This is a genomic window from Pseudomonas oryzihabitans NBRC 102199 (assembly GCF_000730625.1).
GTDB classification, from domain to species: domain Bacteria; phylum Pseudomonadota; class Gammaproteobacteria; order Pseudomonadales; family Pseudomonadaceae; genus Chryseomonas; species Chryseomonas oryzihabitans.
The window spans coordinates 659691-677841 of sequence record NZ_BBIT01000002.1; the positions used below are offsets into that span (position 1 = coordinate 659691).

Annotated in this window: 16 protein-coding genes; 4 read left to right on the forward strand and 12 right to left on the reverse strand. The window is 65.6% G+C overall.

Annotated features, from left to right (window positions below; all coding sequences use genetic code 11):
- Positions 1–39 precede the first annotated feature (39 nt).
- The 9 genes from POR01S_RS04475 to POR01S_RS04515 all read right to left on the reverse strand — a co-directional run bounded on the left by POR01S_RS04475 (position 40) and on the right by POR01S_RS04515 (position 9318).
- Positions 40–540 carry a DUF934 domain-containing protein gene (locus POR01S_RS04475; protein ID WP_027599447.1) on the reverse strand — a complete coding sequence of 167 codons (501 nt, stop codon included), beginning with the start codon at positions 538–540 and terminating at the stop codon, positions 40–42.
- On the reverse strand, positions 524–2182 hold the full coding sequence (locus tag POR01S_RS04480; RefSeq protein WP_042134031.1) for a nitrite/sulfite reductase: 1659 nt from the start codon (positions 2180–2182) through the stop codon (positions 524–526). The genes POR01S_RS04475 and POR01S_RS04480 overlap by 17 nt, the downstream gene beginning before the upstream one ends.
- A gap of 202 nt (positions 2183–2384) precedes the next feature.
- On the reverse strand, positions 2385–3200 hold the full coding sequence (efeO, locus tag POR01S_RS04485) for an iron uptake system protein EfeO (protein WP_027599445.1): 816 nt from the start codon (positions 3198–3200) through the stop codon (positions 2385–2387).
- A gap of 21 nt (positions 3201–3221) precedes the next feature.
- Positions 3222–4514: an iron uptake transporter deferrochelatase/peroxidase subunit gene (gene efeB / locus POR01S_RS04490; RefSeq protein WP_027599444.1), complete on the reverse strand. Its 1293-nt coding sequence runs from the start codon at positions 4512–4514 to the stop codon at positions 3222–3224.
- Complete coding sequence (gene efeO, locus POR01S_RS04495) at positions 4511–5710, reverse strand: iron uptake system protein EfeO (RefSeq protein ID WP_027599443.1); 1200 nt, start codon at positions 5708–5710, stop codon at positions 4511–4513. The genes efeB and efeO (POR01S_RS04495) overlap by 4 nt, the downstream gene beginning before the upstream one ends.
- Positions 5707–6561, reverse strand: a complete 855-nt coding sequence (efeU, locus tag POR01S_RS04500) for an iron uptake transporter permease EfeU (protein ID WP_042134034.1) — start codon at positions 6559–6561, stop codon at positions 5707–5709. The genes efeO (POR01S_RS04495) and efeU overlap by 4 nt, the downstream gene beginning before the upstream one ends.
- 150 nt (positions 6562–6711) lie before the next feature.
- Entirely contained in the window at positions 6712–7734 is a 1023-nt protein-coding gene (locus POR01S_RS04505; RefSeq protein WP_042134036.1) for a YncE family protein, read from the reverse strand.
- 49 nt (positions 7735–7783) lie between these two features.
- A complete protein-coding gene (locus POR01S_RS04510; RefSeq protein WP_007158404.1) occupies positions 7784–8188 on the reverse strand; it encodes a hypothetical protein in 405 nt (134 codons plus the stop codon).
- Positions 8189–8289: 101 nt separating this feature from the next.
- Positions 8290–9318: an RNA methyltransferase gene (locus POR01S_RS04515; RefSeq protein WP_042134038.1), complete on the reverse strand. Its 1029-nt coding sequence runs from the start codon at positions 9316–9318 to the stop codon at positions 8290–8292.
- An 85-nt stretch (positions 9319–9403) separates the two neighbouring features.
- On the opposite strand from POR01S_RS04515, the gene POR01S_RS04520 reads away from it, so the two are divergent.
- Entirely contained in the window at positions 9404–9706 is a 303-nt protein-coding gene (locus tag POR01S_RS04520; RefSeq protein ID WP_042134041.1) for a DUF1883 domain-containing protein, read from the forward strand.
- Positions 9707–9741: 35 nt separating this feature from the next.
- Here POR01S_RS04520 and POR01S_RS04525 read toward each other — a convergent pair whose 3' ends face one another.
- Entirely contained in the window at positions 9742–10869 is a 1128-nt protein-coding gene (locus POR01S_RS04525; RefSeq protein WP_042134042.1) for a PQQ-dependent sugar dehydrogenase, read from the reverse strand.
- Between the two features lie 93 nt (positions 10870–10962).
- A complete protein-coding gene (metH, locus tag POR01S_RS04530; RefSeq protein ID WP_169853329.1) occupies positions 10963–14679 on the reverse strand; it encodes a methionine synthase in 3717 nt (1238 codons plus the stop codon).
- Positions 14680–14906: 227 nt separating this feature from the next.
- Here metH and POR01S_RS04535 point away from each other — a divergent pair, with 227 nt between their 5' ends.
- From POR01S_RS04535 to nfuA, 3 genes are all read left to right on the forward strand, one after another.
- Positions 14907–15908: a response regulator gene (locus POR01S_RS04535; protein WP_108582869.1), complete on the forward strand. Its 1002-nt coding sequence runs from the start codon at positions 14907–14909 to the stop codon at positions 15906–15908.
- A 2-nt stretch (positions 15909–15910) separates the two neighbouring features.
- Positions 15911–16876, forward strand: coding sequence for a sensor domain-containing diguanylate cyclase (locus tag POR01S_RS04540; RefSeq protein WP_042134048.1), 966 nt, complete (start codon positions 15911–15913; stop codon positions 16874–16876).
- 81 nt (positions 16877–16957) lie between these two features.
- Entirely contained in the window at positions 16958–17542 is a 585-nt protein-coding gene (gene nfuA / locus POR01S_RS04545; RefSeq protein WP_007158397.1) for a Fe-S biogenesis protein NfuA, read from the forward strand.
- A gap of 59 nt (positions 17543–17601) precedes the next feature.
- Here nfuA and POR01S_RS04550 read toward each other — a convergent pair whose 3' ends face one another.
- Positions 17602–18012, reverse strand: coding sequence for a PA2817 family protein (locus POR01S_RS04550; protein ID WP_007158396.1), 411 nt, complete (start codon positions 18010–18012; stop codon positions 17602–17604).
- Positions 18013–18151: the final 139 nt, after the last annotated feature.

The following is an 18151-nucleotide window of genomic DNA, read 5'->3' on the forward strand; positions in this document are numbered from 1 at the left end:
CCCGCCATGGCGGGTTTCTTTTTGCGTCCAAGCCAGCGATCAGGCCTGGCGACGGCGGAATAGCGGCTCCGGTTGGTCGACCGCGCTCTGGTAGGTCACGCTGAAGTCGCGCAGACCGGCCAGGGCCGCTTCCGGATCGCGGTCGGCGCGGACCACATAGGCGTCGAAGCCGCAGCGCTTGAGAAAGAACAGCTGGTCCTGCAGCACATCGCCGATGGCGCGCAACTCGCCAGTCCAGCCGAAGCGCTCGCGCAGCAGCCGGGCGTAGGAGTAGCCGCGACCGTCGACGAAGGCCGGGAAGTTGATGGCGATCAGATCGAAATGCTCAAGGTCGCCGGCGATGCTTTCCGGCTCTTCGTCGCTGTCCAGCCAGATGCCCAGTTTGCCGTCGCGGCAGGTGAGGGCATGGCCGTGCTCCAGCCACAGGGCGGCCGGGATGATCACGTCGTCGCTGTTGGGAACGTCTGCGAAGGCGACGTCCTTGGGCAGCAGGTGCCAGTTGTCGGTGACCAGCTGGTCGCCCTTAATGATTCTTTGCATAGACGCGCTCCTTGAAGGGGTCGATACCGATACGGCGGTAGGTGTCGATGAAGCGCTCGTCTTCGGTGCGTTGCTCGACGTAGACGTTGATCAGCTTGCCGATCACCTCGGGCATCTGGTCCTGGGCGAAGGAGGGGCCGAGGATCTTGGCCAGGGTGGCGTCGCGGCCGGCGTCGCCGCCCAGGGACACCTGGTAGAACTCCTCGCCCTTCTTGTCCACGCCGAGGATGCCGATGTGGCCGACGTGGTGGTGGCCGCAGGCGTTCATGCAGCCGGAGATGTTGAGGTCCAGCTCGCCAATGTCGAACAGATAGTCCAGGTCGTCGAAGCGGCGCTGGATGGATTCGGCGATGGGGATCGACTTGGCGTTGGCCAGGGAGCAGAAATCACCGCCCGGGCAGCAGATCATGTCGGTCAGCAGGCCGATGTTGGGGGTGGCGAAGCCATGCTCGCGCAGCGCGTGCCAGAGCTCCAGCAACTGGTCCTGGCGCACGTCGGCGAAGATGACGTTCTGCTGGTGGGAGGTGCGCAGCTCGCCGAAGCTGTAGCGATCGGCCAGGTCGGCCATGGCGTCCAGCTGGCGATCGGTGACGTCGCCGGGGGCCACGCCGGTGGGCTTGAGCGACAGGGTCACGGCGACATAGCCCGGACGCTTGTGGCGGAAGGTGTTGCGCTGGCGCCAGCGGGCGAAGCCGGGGTGCTCGGCGTCCAGGCGGGCGAGGGCCTCGTCCTGGTCCTGCAGCTCGGCATAGGCCGGATCGACGAAGAAGGCGGAGACCCGCGCGACCTCGGCGTCGGTCAGGGTGATGGGACCGTCCTTGAGGTGGGCCCATTCGGCCTCGACCTTTTCGGCGAAGGCCTCGGCGCCCAGGGCCTTGACCAGGATCTTGATGCGCGCCTTGAACTTGTTGTCGCGGCGACCGTAGCGGTTGTAGACCCGCAGGGTGGCTTCCAGGTAGCTGAGCAGATGCTGCCAGGGCAGGAATTCGCGGATGAATTCGCCGGTGTGGGGGGTACGGCCCTGGCCGCCGCCGACCAGCACGCGGAAGCCCAGCTCGCCGGCCTCGTTGCGCACCGCTTCCAGGCCGATGTCGTGCACCTCGATGGCGGCACGATCCAGCGCGGCGCCGTTGACGGCGATCTTGAACTTGCGCGGCAGGAAGGCGAATTCGGGGTGGAAGGTCGACCACTGGCGGATGATCTCGCACCAGGGGCGCGGATCGATCAGCTCGTCGTGGGCGACGCCGGCGAACTGGTCGGTGGTGGTGTTACGGATGCAGTTGCCGCTGGTCTGGATGGCGTGCATCTGCACGGTGGCCAGCTCGGCGAGGATCTCGGGGACGTCTTCCAGCTCCGGCCAGTTGAACTGGAAGTTCTGCCGGGTGCTGATGTGGGCGTAGCCCTTGTCGTAGTCACGGGCGATCTGCGCCAGCTTGCGCACCTGGGTGGTGTTCAGCAGGCCATAGGGCACGGCGACCCGCAGCATGGGCGCATAGCGCTGGATGTAGAGGCCGTTCTGCAGGCGCAGCGGGCGGTATTCTTCGCCACCCAGCTCTCCGGCCAGGAAGCGGCGGGTCTGGTCGCGAAACTGGGCGACACGTTCTTCGACGATCCGTTGATCGTACTGATCGTAAACGTACATGGTCATCCTGCTGTCAGGCGGCGCGCACGGCTGCGCGTGATCGAAGTCTTGGGCACCCCGGGGGCGCTCTGGCGACTTTTCTAGGCCGTGCACGATAGCAGCAGGTCTATATGCTTAAAAGCGATGTTTCTTTATATATAAATCTATTCCGGCGATAAGCGGAGAGTGGGTGGGCGGCGCCGGACACCGCCCACCGCGGGCCTCAGTTGAGGCCCAGCTTGCCGCGCAGGGTGGAGAGGTCTTCGGCCAGGGTGTTGACCGGACCGACCAGGGCCTTGCGGTCACGCTCGCTGACCTTGTCGTAGGTCTCGAAGCCGCCGTCCTTGGTCTTGTACTTGGCCAGGATCTTGTCGACCGTGGCGAAGTTCTTGTCGACCTTGGCGACGAAGGCCTGGTCCTGCTTCTCGATCTGCGGGCGGAACAGGTCGACGATCTTCTTGGCGCCATCGACGTTGGCCTGGAAGTCGTAGAGATCGGTGTGGCTGTAGCGCTCTTCCTCGCCCGACACCTTGGTCGCCGCCACTTCCTCCATCAGCGCCGCAGCGCCACCCACCACCTTTTCCGGCGGGAAGGTCAGGCCGTCGACGCGGGCCTGCAGGTCCTTGACGTCGGCCAGCAGCTTGTCGGCGACGGGACCCTGGCCCTCGGTGGTGTTCTGGGTGAAGAGTGCGTATTCCAGGCGGTGGAAGCCGGTAAAGTCCTCGGATTTCACGCCCTGCTCATGGTCGTCTTCGCGGGAGTCGATGGCGGCGTCCAGGTCGCTGAACAGCTCGGCGATGGGCTCCACCTGCTCGTAGGAGACCCGCGTCGGCGCATAGAGCTTGCGCGCGGTGGCCAGGTCGCCGCGCTTGACCGCCGCGGTGAAGGCCTGGGTCTGCTCGGTGAGCTTGGCCAGGTTGTCGGTGACATAGATCTTGTAGTCGGAGATGGGGCCGACCAGATCCAGCGGCGAGTTGGCCGCGAAGGCCGGCGTGGCGAGGGCCAGACCGAGGGCAATGGCGAGGAACGAGCGTTTCATTCGACTTCTCCTGTCGAGGTATTAAAGCGATGCGGCGGCCAGCAGGCTGCGGCCGAGGTAGTCCTTGGCATCGGTGATCCCCGGCAGGACGAAGAAGTAACCGCCGCCGATGGGCTTGATGTATTCCTCCAGGGGCTCACCATCCAGCCGCTTCTGCACGGCGATGAAGCCCTGTTCCAGGTCGGCCTGGTAGGCGATGAACAGCAGGCCCATGTCGAGCTGGCCGTTCTTGCGCACACCGTTGGAGTAGTTGAAGGGGCGGCGCAGGATCAGGTTGCGCTGGCTCTCCGCGGTGCGGGGATTGGCCAGGCGGATATGGGCGTCCAGCGGCGTGACCTTGCCCTTGGGATCGCTGGCATAGTCCGGCACATCGGTCTCGTGACCGCCGGCCATGGGCGCGCCACTGGCCTTGCGCCGCCCGAAGATGGCTTCCTGTTCCTGCAGCGGGGTGCGATCCCAGCGCTCGACGAAATTGCGGATGATGCGCACCGCCTGATAGCTGCCCTGGGCCGCCCAGGCCGGCTCGCCGCTGCCGGGCTGGACCCAGACGATCCGGTCCATCGCCTGCTGGTCGGTGGAGTCGGGGTTGGCCGAGCCATCGCGAAAGCCCAGGAAGTTGCGCGCGCTCTCGGCGGGCTGACCGGGTGGCGGATCCTGCACCGGCACGCTGCCTTCCTGCTTCCAGCGGATCGCCAGCAGGTCGGGCAGATTCTTCACGATGTCGCGCAGGGCGTGGATGTTGGTGTCCGGGGTGTTGGCACAGAATTGCAGGCAGAGATCGCCGTGGCAGCAGTCCGCTTCCAGGGCGTCGTTGGGAAAGCCGGTCATGCGCTGCAGCTGCCGCGGCTTGACCGCGGTGAGGCCGAAGCGGTCATCGAAGAGCGATTCGCCCACCGAGACGGTGATGGTCAGGTTGTCCGGCGTCACCACAGGACCGAGGATGCCGGAATCCAGCGGTGGCAATTTGGGGTCGACCTCGGGCACCGGGCCGCCCTGCATGAGAAAGCGGATGCGCTCGTCGAGGGTCCGCAGCAGGCGTTCCAGGTCCTCGCGATCGCTGGCCAGCACATCGAAGGCCACGATCATTCCGGCCGCCGGCCGTGGGGTGACGATGCCGCTCTGGTGCAGGCCAAGGAACGCCTGGCGCTGATGGGTATTGGCGCTGCCGGGGGCACGGGTCACCTCGGCGGTGCTGGCCGCCCGGGCGTGCATCGGGCAGAGCCCGGCACCGGCCAGGGCCACGCTGGCGGCGCCGAGGCCACCCAGCAGGCGGCGACGTTCGATGTTGGGCTGATCGGGAGCGGACTTCTTCATGGCGTGGTCTTGGTCGCGGCCAGGCCCAGGGCCGGGGCGATCTGGTCGAGGGAGTCGGCCAGTGCCTGGGCCGCGGCGGCGATGCGCTGGCGGTCGTCGGGGGAAAGGGTGGAGTAGGGACGCTGGACATCGCCCAGGGCCGTAGCGAAGGCGTCGGCCTGGGTATCCAGGCGGTGCTGCAGCTCGGGATGACCCTTGCCGAGCAGGGGGCGCAGCAACTCGATCACCTTGCGCGTGCCATCCAGATTGGCGGCGAAGCCGGGCAGCACGAGCTGGCTGTAGCGCTCTTCCTCACCCGAGATCCGGGTGCCGGCCAGGTTGTGCAGCAGGCGCGCGGCATTGCCACTGAGTTGTTCCGGCGGCAGCGACTGGCCGAGCAGGGCGTCGCGCAGGGCGGCGGCGTCCTGCTCGAGGCGAGTGGCGACCGCTGTCAGGCCCTGGGTGCTGTTGCCAGCGAAGAGGCCCTGTTCGAGGCGATGGAAGCCACCAAAGGCCGGATCCTGTTCGCGCTTTTCGTAGTAGTCGGCGCGGGCATTGAGGCGATTGTCCAGTTCGGCGAAGCGCTGCGCGGTCGCCGCCAGGCGCTGGTAGGGCAGGCGGGCGGCCGCATAGGCGGCGCGTGCCTGCTCCAGGTCGCCCGCGGTCAGCGCCTGCTGCAGGGTGGCGAGACCCTGCAGCAGCAAGCGGCTCTGCTGATTCAGGTAGACGCGGTATTCCGACAGCGGGCCGACGAACTGGGTCAGGGTCGGACCGGCCTTGCTGGCGGCTTCCGAGGCGGCGGTCGGGAGTACCTTCAGGGTGCCTCGCGGATTGCTCAGCAGACCGCAGGTGATGGCGTAGTCGCCGGGGGCCAGGGTGGCATTGATGACCTGACTGAGGCCGGGGGCGATGTTCTCGCGCTCCTCGACCACCAGGACGCCGTCGAGAATCTCCCATTCCACCGCCCGGTCCGAGCGGTTGACGATACGAAAGCGCGCCGGCCCGGCGGGTACCTGCAGGGCGTTGGGTTCGCAGCGATTGGCGAGGATGTCGACCTTGATTTCGCCGTCGGCCACGGTGGCGTGACGCTCGCCTGCGGCGCGCGAGGCATAGTAGAAGGCCGCGGCGGCTGCGATCAGCAGGGTGGCCGAGCCGACCACGGCCAGGCGCAGCGCCAGGGAGCCCTGCTTCGGCGGATGGGGGTTGGCGTGATTCAAGACGGGCGCTCCAGCGAGGCAGGGGTGGTCACGGCAGGACGCTGGGGCGGCGCCGGGGTGCGGAAGAACAGCGGCAGGGTGACTGCGAGGAACAGCAGATAGGCGCCCAGGGTGCTGACGGTCGGAGTGTCCTGGTAGCCGAACATCCCGGCCAGCACCGTACCGACCGGGCCGTCGGCGGGCAGCGCGTGGCTCCAGTCGAAGACCACCTGCTGCAGCGAATTCCAGAGGCCGGCTTCATGCAGCGCTTTGACCGAGTTGGTGAACAGGCCGGCTGCGACGAAGAGGATGAACAGGCCGGTGAAGCGGAAGAACTTGCCCAGGTTCAGTCGTACGCCGCCGGTATAGAGGCCATAGCCCACGGCGATGGCGATGATCAGCCCCAGCAGGGCACCCAGGGGCGCGCCGGGGCCGGCGCTCTGCTGGAAGATCGCCAGCAGGAAGAACACGGTTTCCAGGCCTTCGCGAGCGACCGCCAGGAAGACCATGCCGATCAGGGCATAGACCTGGTTGCGCGAAGCCGACAGGGCGTTTTCCAGGGAGTCGTGCAGTTCGGTCTTGATCGAGCGCGCCGCGTTGCGCATCCAGAACACCATGGAGGTGAGGATGGCGGTGGCCGCCAGGCCGACCACCGCTTCGAACAGCTCCTGCTGACGCTGCGGGAATTCGGCGCTGGCCAGTTGCAGGCCGGCGCCGACGAACAGCGACAGGGCGGCAGCCAGCATGACCCCGATCCAGACCGCTGGCATCCAGTGGCCGCGACCGGTGCGTTGCAGGTAGCTGGCGATGATGCCAACGATGAGCGCCGCTTCGATGCCTTCGCGGAGCATGATCAGAAAGGGAACGAGCATGAAAGCTATCACCGACAGAAGCGAAGGGGCGCAGAGGCGCCCGGAGGTCGGTGATTTGTATCACAATGATTCGGATTGTTAAATGCGGATGATTCTCGTGCCTCGCGGATCCGCTGACTGGTTGGCAGCGGATCCCCGTATTGCAGAGCCTCAGGCGCGAAAGACCACGGCGGTATCCGGCGCCTTGCCGGTAGAGAAGCGGTGGATCTCGCGCCAGTTGCGCAGATCGACCACCGCCAGCTGGTTGTCCTCCAGGGCCGCGAAGAGCCGCTCGCCGCGGGGATCGAGGTTGAGTCCGGGCACGGCGCTGCCCATGGGCAGATAGGCGACTTCAGCGAGGGTATCGGGCCGCAGCAGCGAGAGGCTCTTGTCCGACAGGTTGGAGACCAGCAGGCTGCCATCGAGCAGGGCGGCTACCCGTACCGCTTCGCCGCGCAGCTTGACCTGGCGGATCGGCGTCAGGTCGCGGGCATCCAGCGCATGGAGGATGCCGGCGAAGCGATCCAGCACATAGAAGGTGCGCTCGTCCGGACTCAGGCAGCAGCCCTCCGGCGCCTGGCCGAGGTACCTCTTCACCGGCAGCACGGCAGGATTGTGCGCATCGACCAGGATCACCAGACCGCTCAGGGTGTCGGCAACGTAGGCGCGGCGTCCGTCACGGGTCAGGACGAAGTAGTGGCTGCGAGTGCCACCAACCGGGACGATCTGGCTGGGATATTCGGCGGTGGCGGGGCGATCGAAGCGGATGAGCAGCGAGTCGGTCTCGCTCAGCACATAGAGGCGGCCCTGGTCATCCAGGCGCATGCCGTGCAGGCGGTGATAGGGCGACAGGTCGATGGCTCTCACCAGCCGGCGCTCGGCGAGATCGATTACGCTGACCTGATGGCCGCCTTCGCCGGGCGCCTGCCAGCTCTTGACCCCGTACTGGCCGACGTAGGCATAGCGACCCTGGCGGTCCGCGACGATTTCATGGGGTTGCTCGGGCAATTCCAGACTGCCGATGCGCTTGCCATCGGCCAGGCGATAGAAGCCGAGGCCGGGGGCTTCCTTCTCGACCAGGGCGAGGTATTCGTCGCCCGCTGCGAGGGCATTGAGCGGATAGCCGCCCAGCAGGGGCAGGGCGGCACTGGCAGCCAGCAGGCCGAGGGTCCGGCGGCGATTCAGGTGGGGCATAGGAGGTCTCCCGAGCGGCAAGCCTCCCTGCCAGGGTCAAGCATCCGTGCTAGTCGAATAGACCCTTGAACCAGGTCCAAACTCCGAAGGAGTAATCGGGAAAGATGTCGATGCCCAGCGCCGACTTGAGCAGATAGAGAAGCAGCAGACCCACCAGGCCGCAGGCCAGCAGGATCACCGCCAGCACGGTGGCCTTGCCGAGCAGGGACAATTCCTGCTCCAGGCGGGAGAGTTGACGGTAGTTGCGACCGGCGAGGAAGACGAAGTAGTAACGGCGGTGCCAGAACTTGACGGTGCCGCGCAGATCGACGCTGTGCTTGCCCCAGCTGCGGGTGCCGAAGGCCAGCTTGAGGGCTTCCAGCTGCTCCTCGGTAAAGGATTCGCGCAGCTCTTCGGGCAGACGTTCCTTCAGACCGGCGATGAAGGGGTCGTGGCGTTTGATGCGATCCTGCATGGAAAAAGCTTCCCTCTGAATGGTGCGAGTGCACTCTGAGAGGCCGCCCGGCCTGGCGTTCCGCCAGATCTGATGGGCGGGGCCAGTCGCAGGACGATCGGTCAGACGCTGACGCGCACCGGGCGCAGCACCTCGGCCCGGGCCCGCAACTGGCCGCAACCGCCATCGACATCCTGGCCCGCGGAATTGCGCACCTTGGTCAGCAGACCGCGGCTGTGCAGGTAGCGAACGATCTGCACGATGCGCTCGCCAGTGGGCCGCTGGTACTCGTCCACTTCCAGGCTGTTGTAGGGAATCAGATTGAGCACGCCGTACTTGCCCTTCATCAGCCGCAGCAGTTCGTCCATCTCATCCTGGCTGTCGTTGATGCCGGCGAGCAGGGTCCACTGGTACTGAATCGGATAGCCGATCAGTCGGGCGTAGGCTTCCCCCTGCTCGATCAGCTCGCCGGGTTCGTACCGGGGCGCCTTGGGCAGCAAGCGGGCCCTTCGCTCGGCATGGGTGCTGTGCAGCGACAGCGCCAGGGCCGGCCTGACCGCCTGCTGCGGCAGTCGCTCGAATACCCGCGGATCGCCGACGGTGGAAAACACCAGGTTGCGATGGCCGATGCCACCGGCCGTGCCCAGCAGGTCGATGGCTTCCAGCACGTTGTCCAGGTTGTGCGCCGGCTCGCCCATGCCCATGAAGACCACCTTCTTGACCGGCCTGAGGCGTCGCGCCAGGGCCACCTGGGCGACGATCTCGGCGCTGCCCACCTGACGCAGGAGGCCGCTCTTGCCGGTCATGCAGAACACGCAGCCCACCGCGCAGCCGACCTGGGACGACACGCAGAGTCCATCACGGGGCAACAGCACGCTTTCCACCGCCTGGCCATCGCCGAGGGTCACCAGCATCCGCGCCGAACCGTCGGCGCCCGGGTGCTCCGAGGTCACCCGGGCCAGGCCTTCCAGTCGCGCGGTCAGCGCCGGAATGGCGTGGCGCACCTCCAGGGGCAGGAAATTTTCCGCCTGCTGGCGCCGGGTGCCGGTGTCCAGGGGCAGCCCCTGACACCAGGCGCGCAGGATGCGGGCGCTGTGCTTGGGCTTGGCGCCGGCATCGGCGAGCAACTGGACGACATCGGAGATACGCATGGGAAAAGGGCAGGTCGAGGGCGGGCGGCGATAATAGGACAGGGCAGGGATGCTATCCTAGTCCTTTGCAAGACGAGGACCCGTCATGAAGTTCATCCACCAGCGCGAGCATCTCAACGAGGGCGACCTGGTCGTCATCCAGAGTTCGGGGGTGTGCAACATCCGCCTGATGAACGATGCCAATTTCCGCAGCTTCAAGAATGGCGGCCGCCACACCTATCACGGTGGCGCCTTCGACACCTTTCCGGCGCGCATCACGGTACCGAGCACCGGCTTCTGGAACATCACCCTGGACACCGTCACCAAGCGGCCGATCAGCGTGACCCGCAAGCCCGAGATCAAGCACTCGATCAAGATCGTTCGCCGCTCGCCTTCCCAGCTGCGCTGAGCCGGCTGTCACCCGTCCCTGGGTGACTCCTGCCGCTACTTCGGCTGCAATTCGAGCAGTCGCGCCTTGGCACCGTCTTCCAGCACCCAGAGGCTGCCGTTGGGGCCTTCCTCGACGTCGCGGATGCGCGTGCCCATGGCATAGCGCTCGACCTCGCGCGCCTCTTCGCCCTTGAGTTCGATCCGCACCAGCGCCTTGGACGACAGCCCGCCGATGAAGGCATTGCCCTTCCAGGCGGGGAAGCGGTCGCCTGCGTAGATCATCAGGCCAGCCGGCGAAATCACCGGCGTCCAGGTGATCTTGGGCGGGATGAATTCCGGGCGGGTGTCATGATCCGGAATCGGCTTGCCGCCATAGTGGTCGCCATTGGAGACCTCGGGATAGCCGTAGTTGCCGCCGCGCTGGATCAGATTCAGTTCGTCGCCACCCTGGGGGCCCATTTCCTGTTCCCACAGCCGGCCCTGGGCGTCGAAGGCGATACCCAGTGGATTGCGATGGCCCAGCGACCAGACCTGGGCCGCGACGCCGCCCTGCTGGGCGAAGGGGTTGTCGGCCGGCGTGCTGCCATCGTCGTTGAGGCGGATGAGCTTGCCTAGGTTGCCGCTCATGTCCTGGGCCGGGGTGAATTTCTGCCGCTCCCCCGAGGTGATCCACAGCTTGCCGTCCGGGCCGAATCTCAGGCGATGGCCATAGTGACCGTTGCCGGTGACCTTGGGTGTCTGCCGCCAGATCACCTTGAGCTCGCCCAGCGAACCACTGCCGTCCTCCTTCAGGGTCAGCTTGGCCCGGGCGACCGCCGCGCCCTGGGTGCCGTCTTCGCCGGCCTCGGCATAGCTGAGGTAGATCAGGCCGTTGCTGGCGTATTGCGGATGCAGGATGACATCGCCCAGCCCGCCCTGGCCGGCGGCGACCACCTTGGGTACTCCGCTGATATCCTGGGCCTTGCCGGTCTGCACGTTCAGGTGCTTGAGAACGCCGCCTTTCTCGGTGACCAGGGCGGTGCCGTCCGGCAGGAAGGCGATGGCCCAGGGTGCGTCAAGGGTGGCCCGTGGGGTGGCGGTGAAGGGCCACTGAGCTTCACTCAGCGCCTGGGGCGCGGCACTGGCATTCAGGGTGGCGAGACCGAGCAGGAGACTGCCGGCGGCTAGGGTAAGGCCTTTCATGGGCACGCGGTCCTCGTCGATGGAAGTCCCTACACCCTAGTAGGGACGCCCAGGAAAAGGGCCGCGTTTTTGTTACCTGAGGCGTCTGCCAGGCTAGTTGTCGTACCCCAGATTCGGCGCCAGCCAGCGCTCCGTCACCGCGAGCTCCTGGCCCTTGCGCTCGGTGTAGCTGTCCACCTGATCCTTGTCGATCTTGCCCACGGCGAAGTACTGGGCCTCGGGATGGGCGAAGTACCAGCCACTGACGGCGGCGGCGGGGAACATGGCGTAGTGCTCGGTGAGAAAGACGCCGCTGCGACCGGCCTCGTTGAAGCGGGCCTCGGGGTCCAGCAGCTTGAAGAGGGTGGCCTTCTCGGTGTGGTCGGGGCAGGCCGGGTAGCCGGGAGCGGGGCGGATGCCCTTGTACTGCTCGCGGATAAGCGCCTCGTTGTCCAGGGTCTCGTCCGCTGCATAGCCCCAGTGCTCCTTGCGCACCCGCTCGTGCAGCCACTCGGCACAGGCTTCGGCGAGACGATCGGCCAGGGCCTTGACCATGATGGAGTTGTAGTCGTCGCCCTTGCGCTCGTAGTCCTTGGCCAGCTCCTCGGCGCCGATGCCGGCGGTGACGATGAAGCCGCCCAGGTAGTCGGTGACGCCGGTTTCCTTGGGTGCGACGAAGTCGGCCAGGGACAGGTTGGGCTTGCCTTCGGGCTTGATGGTCTGCTGGCGCAGGTGGTGCAGGGTGGCCAGCGGCTGGCCGTCCTCGCCATAGACTTCCAGGTCGTCGTCACGCACCTGGTTGGCCGGCCAGAAGCCGAACACGGCGCGGGCCTTGATCAGCTTCTCGTCGATCAGCTTCCTGAGCATGGCCTGGGCGTCGTGGAACAGTGCGGTGGCCGCTTCCCCCACGACCTCGTCGGTGAGGATGCGCGGGTACTTGCCGGCCAGGTCCCAGGAAATGAAGAAGGGCGTCCAGTCGATGTACTCGGCCAGGACTGCCAGGTCGATGTCTTCCAGTACCCGGGTGCCGGTGAAGCTGGGCGTGGGCGCCTGGTAGCCGAGCCAGTTGAAGGCGGGCTTGTTGGCCACTGCCTTGGCATAGGACAGGCGTTCGGTGCGGGCGCTGCGATTGGCGGTGCGCTCGCGGACCTCGACGTAGTCGGCGCGGGTGCGCTCGACGAAGCCGGCCTTGAGTTCCTTGGACAGCAGCTGAGTGGCTACGCCCACGGCGCGGGAGGCGTCGGTGACATAGACCACGGCATCGTTCTTGTACTGCGGCTCGATCTTGACCGCGGTATGGGCCTTGGAGGTGGTGGCGCCGCCGATCATCAAGGGCAGGGTGAAGCCCTGGCGCTGCATCTCCTTGGCGACATGGACCATCTCGTCCAGCGAAGGGGTGATCAGACCGGACAGGCCGATGATGTCGCACTTCTCGGCGATGGCGGTCTGCAGGATCTTTTCCGCCGGGACCATGACGCCCAGGTCGACGATGTCATAGCCGTTGCAGCCCAGCACCACGCCGACGATGTTCTTGCCGATGTCGTGGACGTCGCCCTTGACCGTGGCCATGAGGATCTTGCCCTTGGCTTCGGGCTTGTCGCCTTTCTCCGCCTCGATGAACGGGATCAGGTGCGCCACCGCCTGCTTCATCACCCGGGCGGACTTGACCACCTGGGGCAGGAACATCTTGCCCGAGCCGAACAGGTCGCCGACCACGTTCATGCCGCTCATCAGCGGGCCTTCGATGACCTCGATGGGCCGCGCGCACTGCTGCCGGCATTCCTCGGTGTCCTCGACGATATAGGTGGTGATGCCCTTGACCAGCGCATGCTCCAGGCGTTTGTCCACCGGCAGGCCACGCCATTCCTCGGTCTCGGCCTCCTTGACCGCGCCGCCGCCCTTGTAGTCGTCGGCGATGGCCAGCAGGGCATCGGTGCCGGCCGGGGTACGGTTGAGCACCACGTCTTCGACCCGCTCGCGCAGGGCGGCCGGGATCTCGTCATAGATCTCCAGCTGGCCGGCGTTGACGATGCCCATGGTCAGGCCGTTCTGGATGGCGTGGTAGAGGAAGACCGAGTGGATGGCCTCGCGCACCGGGTTGTTGCCGCGGAAGGAGAAGGAGACGTTGGACACGCCACCGGAGGTCAGGGCGTAGGGCAGGTTGTCGCGGATGAAGGCGCAGGCGTTGATGAAGTCGACCGCGTAGTTGTTGTGCTCCTCGATCCCGGTCGCCACGGCGAAGATGTTGGGGTCGAAGATGATGTCTTCCGGCGGAAAGCCGACCTGGTTGACCAGGATGTCGTAGGAGCGCGCGCAGATCTCGTTCTTGCGCGCCTCGGTGTCGGCCTGGCCGTCTTCGTCGAAGGCCATGACCACCACCGCCGCGCCGTATCTCTTGCACAGCTTGGCGTGATGGATGAAGGCCTCGACGCCTTCCTTCATGGAGATGGAATTGACGATGCCCTTGCCCTGGATGCACTTGAGACCGGCCTCGATCACCTCCCACTTGGAGGAGTCGATCATGATCGGTACCCGGGAAATATCCGGCTCGGAGGCGATCAGGTTGAGGAAGGTGACCATGGCCGCCTTCGAATCCAGCATGCCCTCGTCCATGTTGATGTCGATGACCTGGGCGCCGGCTTCCACCTGCTGCTGGGCCACTTCCAGGGCCTCGGCGTAGTTCTCTTCGCGGATCAGCCGGGCGAACTTGGCCGAGCCGGTGATGTTGGTGCGCTCGCCGACGTTGACGAACAGCGACTCGCGGCTGATGGTGAAGGGCTCCAGGCCGGAGAGGCGGCAGGCCTTGGGAATCTCGGGCAGCTGGCGCGGCGGATGCTTGGCGACCGCCTCGGCGATGGCCTGGATATGCGCCGGGGTGGTACCGCAGCAGCCACCGACGATGTTGAGCAGGCCGCTGGCGGCGAATTCCTCGACCACCGCCGCCATCTGCGCGGGGCTTTCGTCGTATTCGCCGAAGGCATTGGGCAGGCCGGCGTTGGGGTGGGCGGAGACGAAGGTGTCGGCCTTGGTCGCCAATTCCTCGACGTAGGGCCGCAATTCCTTGGCCCCCAGGGCGCAGTTGAGGCCGACGGAAATCGGCTGGGCGTGCCGCACCGAGTTCCAGAAGGCTTCGGTGGTCTGGCCCGACAGGGTACGGCCGGAGGCGTCGGTGATGGTGCCGGAGATCATGATCGGCAGCTCGACGCCGACCTCCTCGAACACGCCCTGGACCGCGAAGATGGCCGCCTTGGCGTTGAGGGTGTCGAAGATCGTCTCGATCAGGATGAGGTCGGCGCCGCCTTCGATCAGGCCGCGGGTGGCCTCGGTGTAGTTCTCCACCAGCTCGTCGAAGGTGACATTGCGATAGCCGGGATTGTTGACGTCCGGAGAGATGGAGCAGGTCCGGCTGGTCGGGCCGAGCACCCCGGCGACGAAACGCGGGCGATCCGGGGTCTCCAGGGTCTTGGCGTCGGCCACCTCGCGGGCGACCCGGGCGCCGGCCAGGTTCAGCTCATAGGTGATGGCCTCCATGCCGTAGTCGGCCTGGGAGACGCGCGTGGCATTGAAGGTGTTGGTTTCCAGGATGTCGGCGCCGGCATCCAGGTAGGCCTTCTCGATCTCGGCGATGATCTTCGGCTGGGTCAGCAGCAGCAGGTCGTTGTTGCCCTTGACGTCGCTCGGCCAGTCGGCGAAACGCTCGCCACGGTAGTCCGCTTCTTCCAGCCGATAGCTCTGGATCATGGTGCCCATGCCGCCGTCGAGGATGAGGATACGCTGCGCGAGGGCGTGGCGGAGGGCGGCGAGGCGAGAGCTGCGATCGGTCATGGGCATTCCACAGAGATGAAGAGACGCTGGACAAAGGGTGGCAGCATAGCAAAAGCCGGCGCCTGCCCCGGTATTGGCGACGGTCCATGATGAACAGCGCTCATGCAGGGTCGGCGAGTCTTTCATGGCGAAAACGTCTGACGATCTTGCGCGTCTGGTGGGCAAGCCTTTCAAGTGCTGCTTTACTGGCAATTGACCGACGTTTACTGTGCGTCAAAACAGTGTCATGGAAGGTGGCCGTGATTCCTCTGGTGATATGCGACGACTCGAACATGGCGCGCAAGCAGCTGGTTCGCTCCCTGCCCGAAGGCTGGGCGGTATCCATCACCCAGGCCACCAATGGCGAGGAAGCCCTCACGGCGCTGCGCCAGGGGCTGGGTCAGGTGATGCTGCTGGACCTTACCATGCCGATCCTGGACGGCTACGGCACCCTGGCGGCCATTCGCAACGAAGGCCTGGCGGTCAAGGTGATCGTCGTCTCCGGCGACGTCCAGGACCAGGCGGTGGCCCGGGTGCGCGAACTGGGCGCCCTGGACTTTCTGCGCAAGCCGGCCGATCCCGCCGAACTGGCCGCGGTACTCGAGCGCCATGGGCTCTATAGCCCCAGCCCTGCGGCACTGCCGGAGCCGGTCGCGCGTCCCGAGCTGGAGGTGAGCTTCCGCGACGCCTTCCGCGAGGTGGTCAACGTTTCCATGGGCCGCGCCGGCGCGCTGCTGGCCAAGGCGCTGGATGTCTTCGTCCAGCTGCCGATTCCCAACGTCAATATCCTTGAAGTCAGCGAGCTGCACATGACGCTGGTGGACGCCCAGCGCGAGGATCGCCTCAGTGCGGTCTGCCAGGGCTATATCGGCGAGGGTATCGCCGGCGAGGCGCTGCTGATCTTCCACGACTCCGAATTCGACGACATGGCCAAGCTGGTGCGCTGGCGCGAGGCAGGGGAGTCCGGTGACATCGAGATGCTGCTGGATCTGTCGAGCATCATCATCGGCGCCTGCCTGGCCGGCATCGCCGAGCAGTTCGACATCCGCTTTTCCCAGGGGCATCCGACCATCCTCGGCCACCATGCGTCCATCGACGAACTCATCGTCGTCAACAAGACCCGCTGGAAGAAGACCCTGGCGGTCGAACTCAGCTACAGCCTGGAAGGCCATAACGTCCACTTCGATCTGCTGCTGCTGTTCACCGAGGATTCGGTGAAGCGCATCACCCGCAAGATCGGCTACCTGATGAGTTGAGCATGGCGGCACAGATCGATATCAACGAACTCCACTGGCTGCTGGACATCGTGCAGAACATCGATGTCGGCGTGGTGGTGCTGGACCTCGACTACCGCATCGAGGTCTGGAACAGCTTCATGGAAAACCATTCCGGACGGATCCTCAGCGAGGTCAGCCAGCAGTCGCTGTTCGCCGTCTTCGCCGAAATCGACGAGGCCTGGTTTCGCGCCAAGGCCGAGAGCGTGGTGCTGCTGGGCACCCGGGCCTTTTCCATCTGGGAACAGCGGCCCTACCTGGTCCACTTCAAGAGCTACCAGCCGATCACCGGCGTGGAAGCCTTCATGTACCAGAACGTCACCCTGCTGCCGCTGCGGGATTCCACCGGTGCCATCGCCCACATCTGCGTGGTGATCTACGACGTCACTGATGTCGCCATCAACAAGCGGCAACTGGAGCTCTCCAACGACAAGCTGCAGGAACTGTCGCGTACTGATCGCCTGACCGGTCTGGCCAACCGTGGTTACTGGGAAGAGCGCCTCACCGAGGAATTCGCCCGCCACCAGCGCTATGGCGGTCGCCTGGCGCTGATGATGCTCGACATCGATCACTTCAAGCGCATCAACGACACCTATGGTCATGCCGTCGGCGACCAGGCGATCAAGGCGCTGGCCGGGGTGATCAAGACCCATGTGCGCAATGCCGACATCGCCGGACGCTACGGCGGCGAGGAATTCGGCGTGGTGCTGCTGGACACGGCGGTGGAAGGCGCCCGGTTGCTCGCCGAACGCCTGCGCGAGGCGGTCGAGGCCATGCGGCTCGACGTGCTGGGGACGCCCATCGCCTTCACCATCAGTGTCGGCATCACCGATCTGTCGGTGCCCCTGGGCAACCACGAGCAGATGATCCAGCAGGCGGACAAGGCCCTGTACGAATCCAAGCACAATGGGCGCAACCGGGTGACCAGTTTCGTGCACCGCCTCGACTGAGACGATTATCCGACTGTTTCACTAGGGCTTTCGTCGAGGGGTGGGGTGGCGTAAACTTGTCACACCTGTTGAGGAGTGACCATGAGCGCCATCACCATTACCGACGCGGCTCAGGATTACCTGGCCGACCTGTTGGAAAAGCAGAACACCCCCGGGATCGGTATCCGGATCTTCATTACCCAGCCCGGCACCCAGTACGCCGAGACCTGCATCGCCTACTGCAAGCCCGGCGAAGAGAAGCCCGATGACCAGCCCATCGGGCTGAAGAGCTTTACTGCCTATATCGACGCCATCAGCCAGCCCTTCCTGGAAGACGCCCTGGTGGACTACGCCACCGACCGCATGGGTGGCCAGCTGACCATCAAGGCGCCCAACGCCAAGGTGCCCATGGTCAACGAGGACAGCCCGCTCAACGAGCGCGTCGACTACTACCTGCAGACCGAGATCAATCCGGGGCTCGCTAGCCACGGTGGCATGGTCAGCCTGGTGGACATCGTCGACGACAACGTCGCGGTCCTGCGCTTCGGCGGCGGCTGCCAGGGCTGTGGCCAGGTCGATCTGACCCTCAAGGATGGCGTCGAGCGCACCCTGCTGGAGCGGATCCCCGAACTCACCGCCGTGCGCGACGTCACCGACCACACCAACCGCGAAAACGCCTACTACTAGAGATAGCGCGTGTTGCGGGTACGAAGGGCTATCGACCGATTCGATAGCCCTTCGGCGTTTCAGTGGCGCGCGGCGTCGTCCGGCAGGGCCATCAGGCGCTGTTCCTGCGCCCAGTCGAAGGCCTCGCCACGGGATTCCGCTTCGTGGCGACGCTCGTCCAGTCGCTGGTAGAGCGCCAGCTCTTCGTCCGGCATGAAGTGCAGGCAATCGCCGCCAAAGAACCACAGCAGGTCGCGCGGTACCCGGTGGGCGATCTGCGGATAGCGGCTGAAGATCTGGCTGAGCAGGTCCTGGCCGAGATAGGCGTACTCTTCGGGCGCCTGCGGCAGGCCGGCGACCAGTTCGTCGAAGCGGTCGAGGAACAGCGCGTGGTTCTCCGAGGGCACCTGCTCGGCCGCGCCGACGTCGGCCAGGACCGCACGCAGCTGGGCGAGGAGGGCAACGTGGTGGGCGAGATAGGAAGTGGCCATGGGTGTCTCCTGAAAAAGCGGCTGCGCAGTATAGGGGCACTGTCCGACGTTGTCTGGTTCGACTAGGATCGAACCTTTGCCCTCTGCCGGGGTTATAGGAAGTAGCACTTTTCTTTGCGAATCAGTTCTTGCCGGGAGG

Bases quoted from the DNA above. Each gene is read 5' to 3' on its own strand.
- POR01S_RS04475 (WP_027599447.1), bottom strand. From the start codon at position 540: ATGCAAAGAATCATTAAGGGCGACCAGCTGGTCACCGACAACTGGCAC.
- POR01S_RS04480 (WP_042134031.1), bottom strand. From the start codon at position 2,182: ATGTACGTTTACGATCAGTACGATCAACGGATCGTCGAAGAACGTGTC.
- efeO (WP_027599445.1), bottom strand. From the start codon at position 3,200: ATGAAACGCTCGTTCCTCGCCATTGCCCTCGGTCTGGCCCTCGCCACG.
- efeB (WP_027599444.1), bottom strand. From the start codon at position 4,514: ATGAAGAAGTCCGCTCCCGATCAGCCCAACATCGAACGTCGCCGCCTG.
- efeU (WP_042134034.1), bottom strand. From the start codon at position 6,561: ATGCTCGTTCCCTTTCTGATCATGCTCCGCGAAGGCATCGAAGCGGCG.
- POR01S_RS04505 (WP_042134036.1), bottom strand. From the start codon at position 7,734: ATGCCCCACCTGAATCGCCGCCGGACCCTCGGCCTGCTGGCTGCCAGT.
- POR01S_RS04510 (WP_007158404.1), bottom strand. From the start codon at position 8,188: ATGCAGGATCGCATCAAACGCCACGACCCCTTCATCGCCGGTCTGAAG.
- POR01S_RS04515 (WP_042134038.1), bottom strand. From the start codon at position 9,318: ATGCGTATCTCCGATGTCGTCCAGTTGCTCGCCGATGCCGGCGCCAAG.
- POR01S_RS04520 (WP_042134041.1), top strand. From the start codon at position 9,404: ATGAAGTTCATCCACCAGCGCGAGCATCTCAACGAGGGCGACCTGGTC.
- POR01S_RS04525 (WP_042134042.1), bottom strand. From the start codon at position 10,869: ATGAAAGGCCTTACCCTAGCCGCCGGCAGTCTCCTGCTCGGTCTCGCC.
- metH (WP_169853329.1), bottom strand. From the start codon at position 14,679: ATGCCCATGACCGATCGCAGCTCTCGCCTCGCCGCCCTCCGCCACGCC.
- POR01S_RS04540 (WP_042134048.1), top strand. From the start codon at position 15,911: ATGGCGGCACAGATCGATATCAACGAACTCCACTGGCTGCTGGACATC.
- nfuA (WP_007158397.1), top strand. From the start codon at position 16,958: ATGAGCGCCATCACCATTACCGACGCGGCTCAGGATTACCTGGCCGAC.
- POR01S_RS04550 (WP_007158396.1), bottom strand. From the start codon at position 18,012: ATGGCCACTTCCTATCTCGCCCACCACGTTGCCCTCCTCGCCCAGCTG.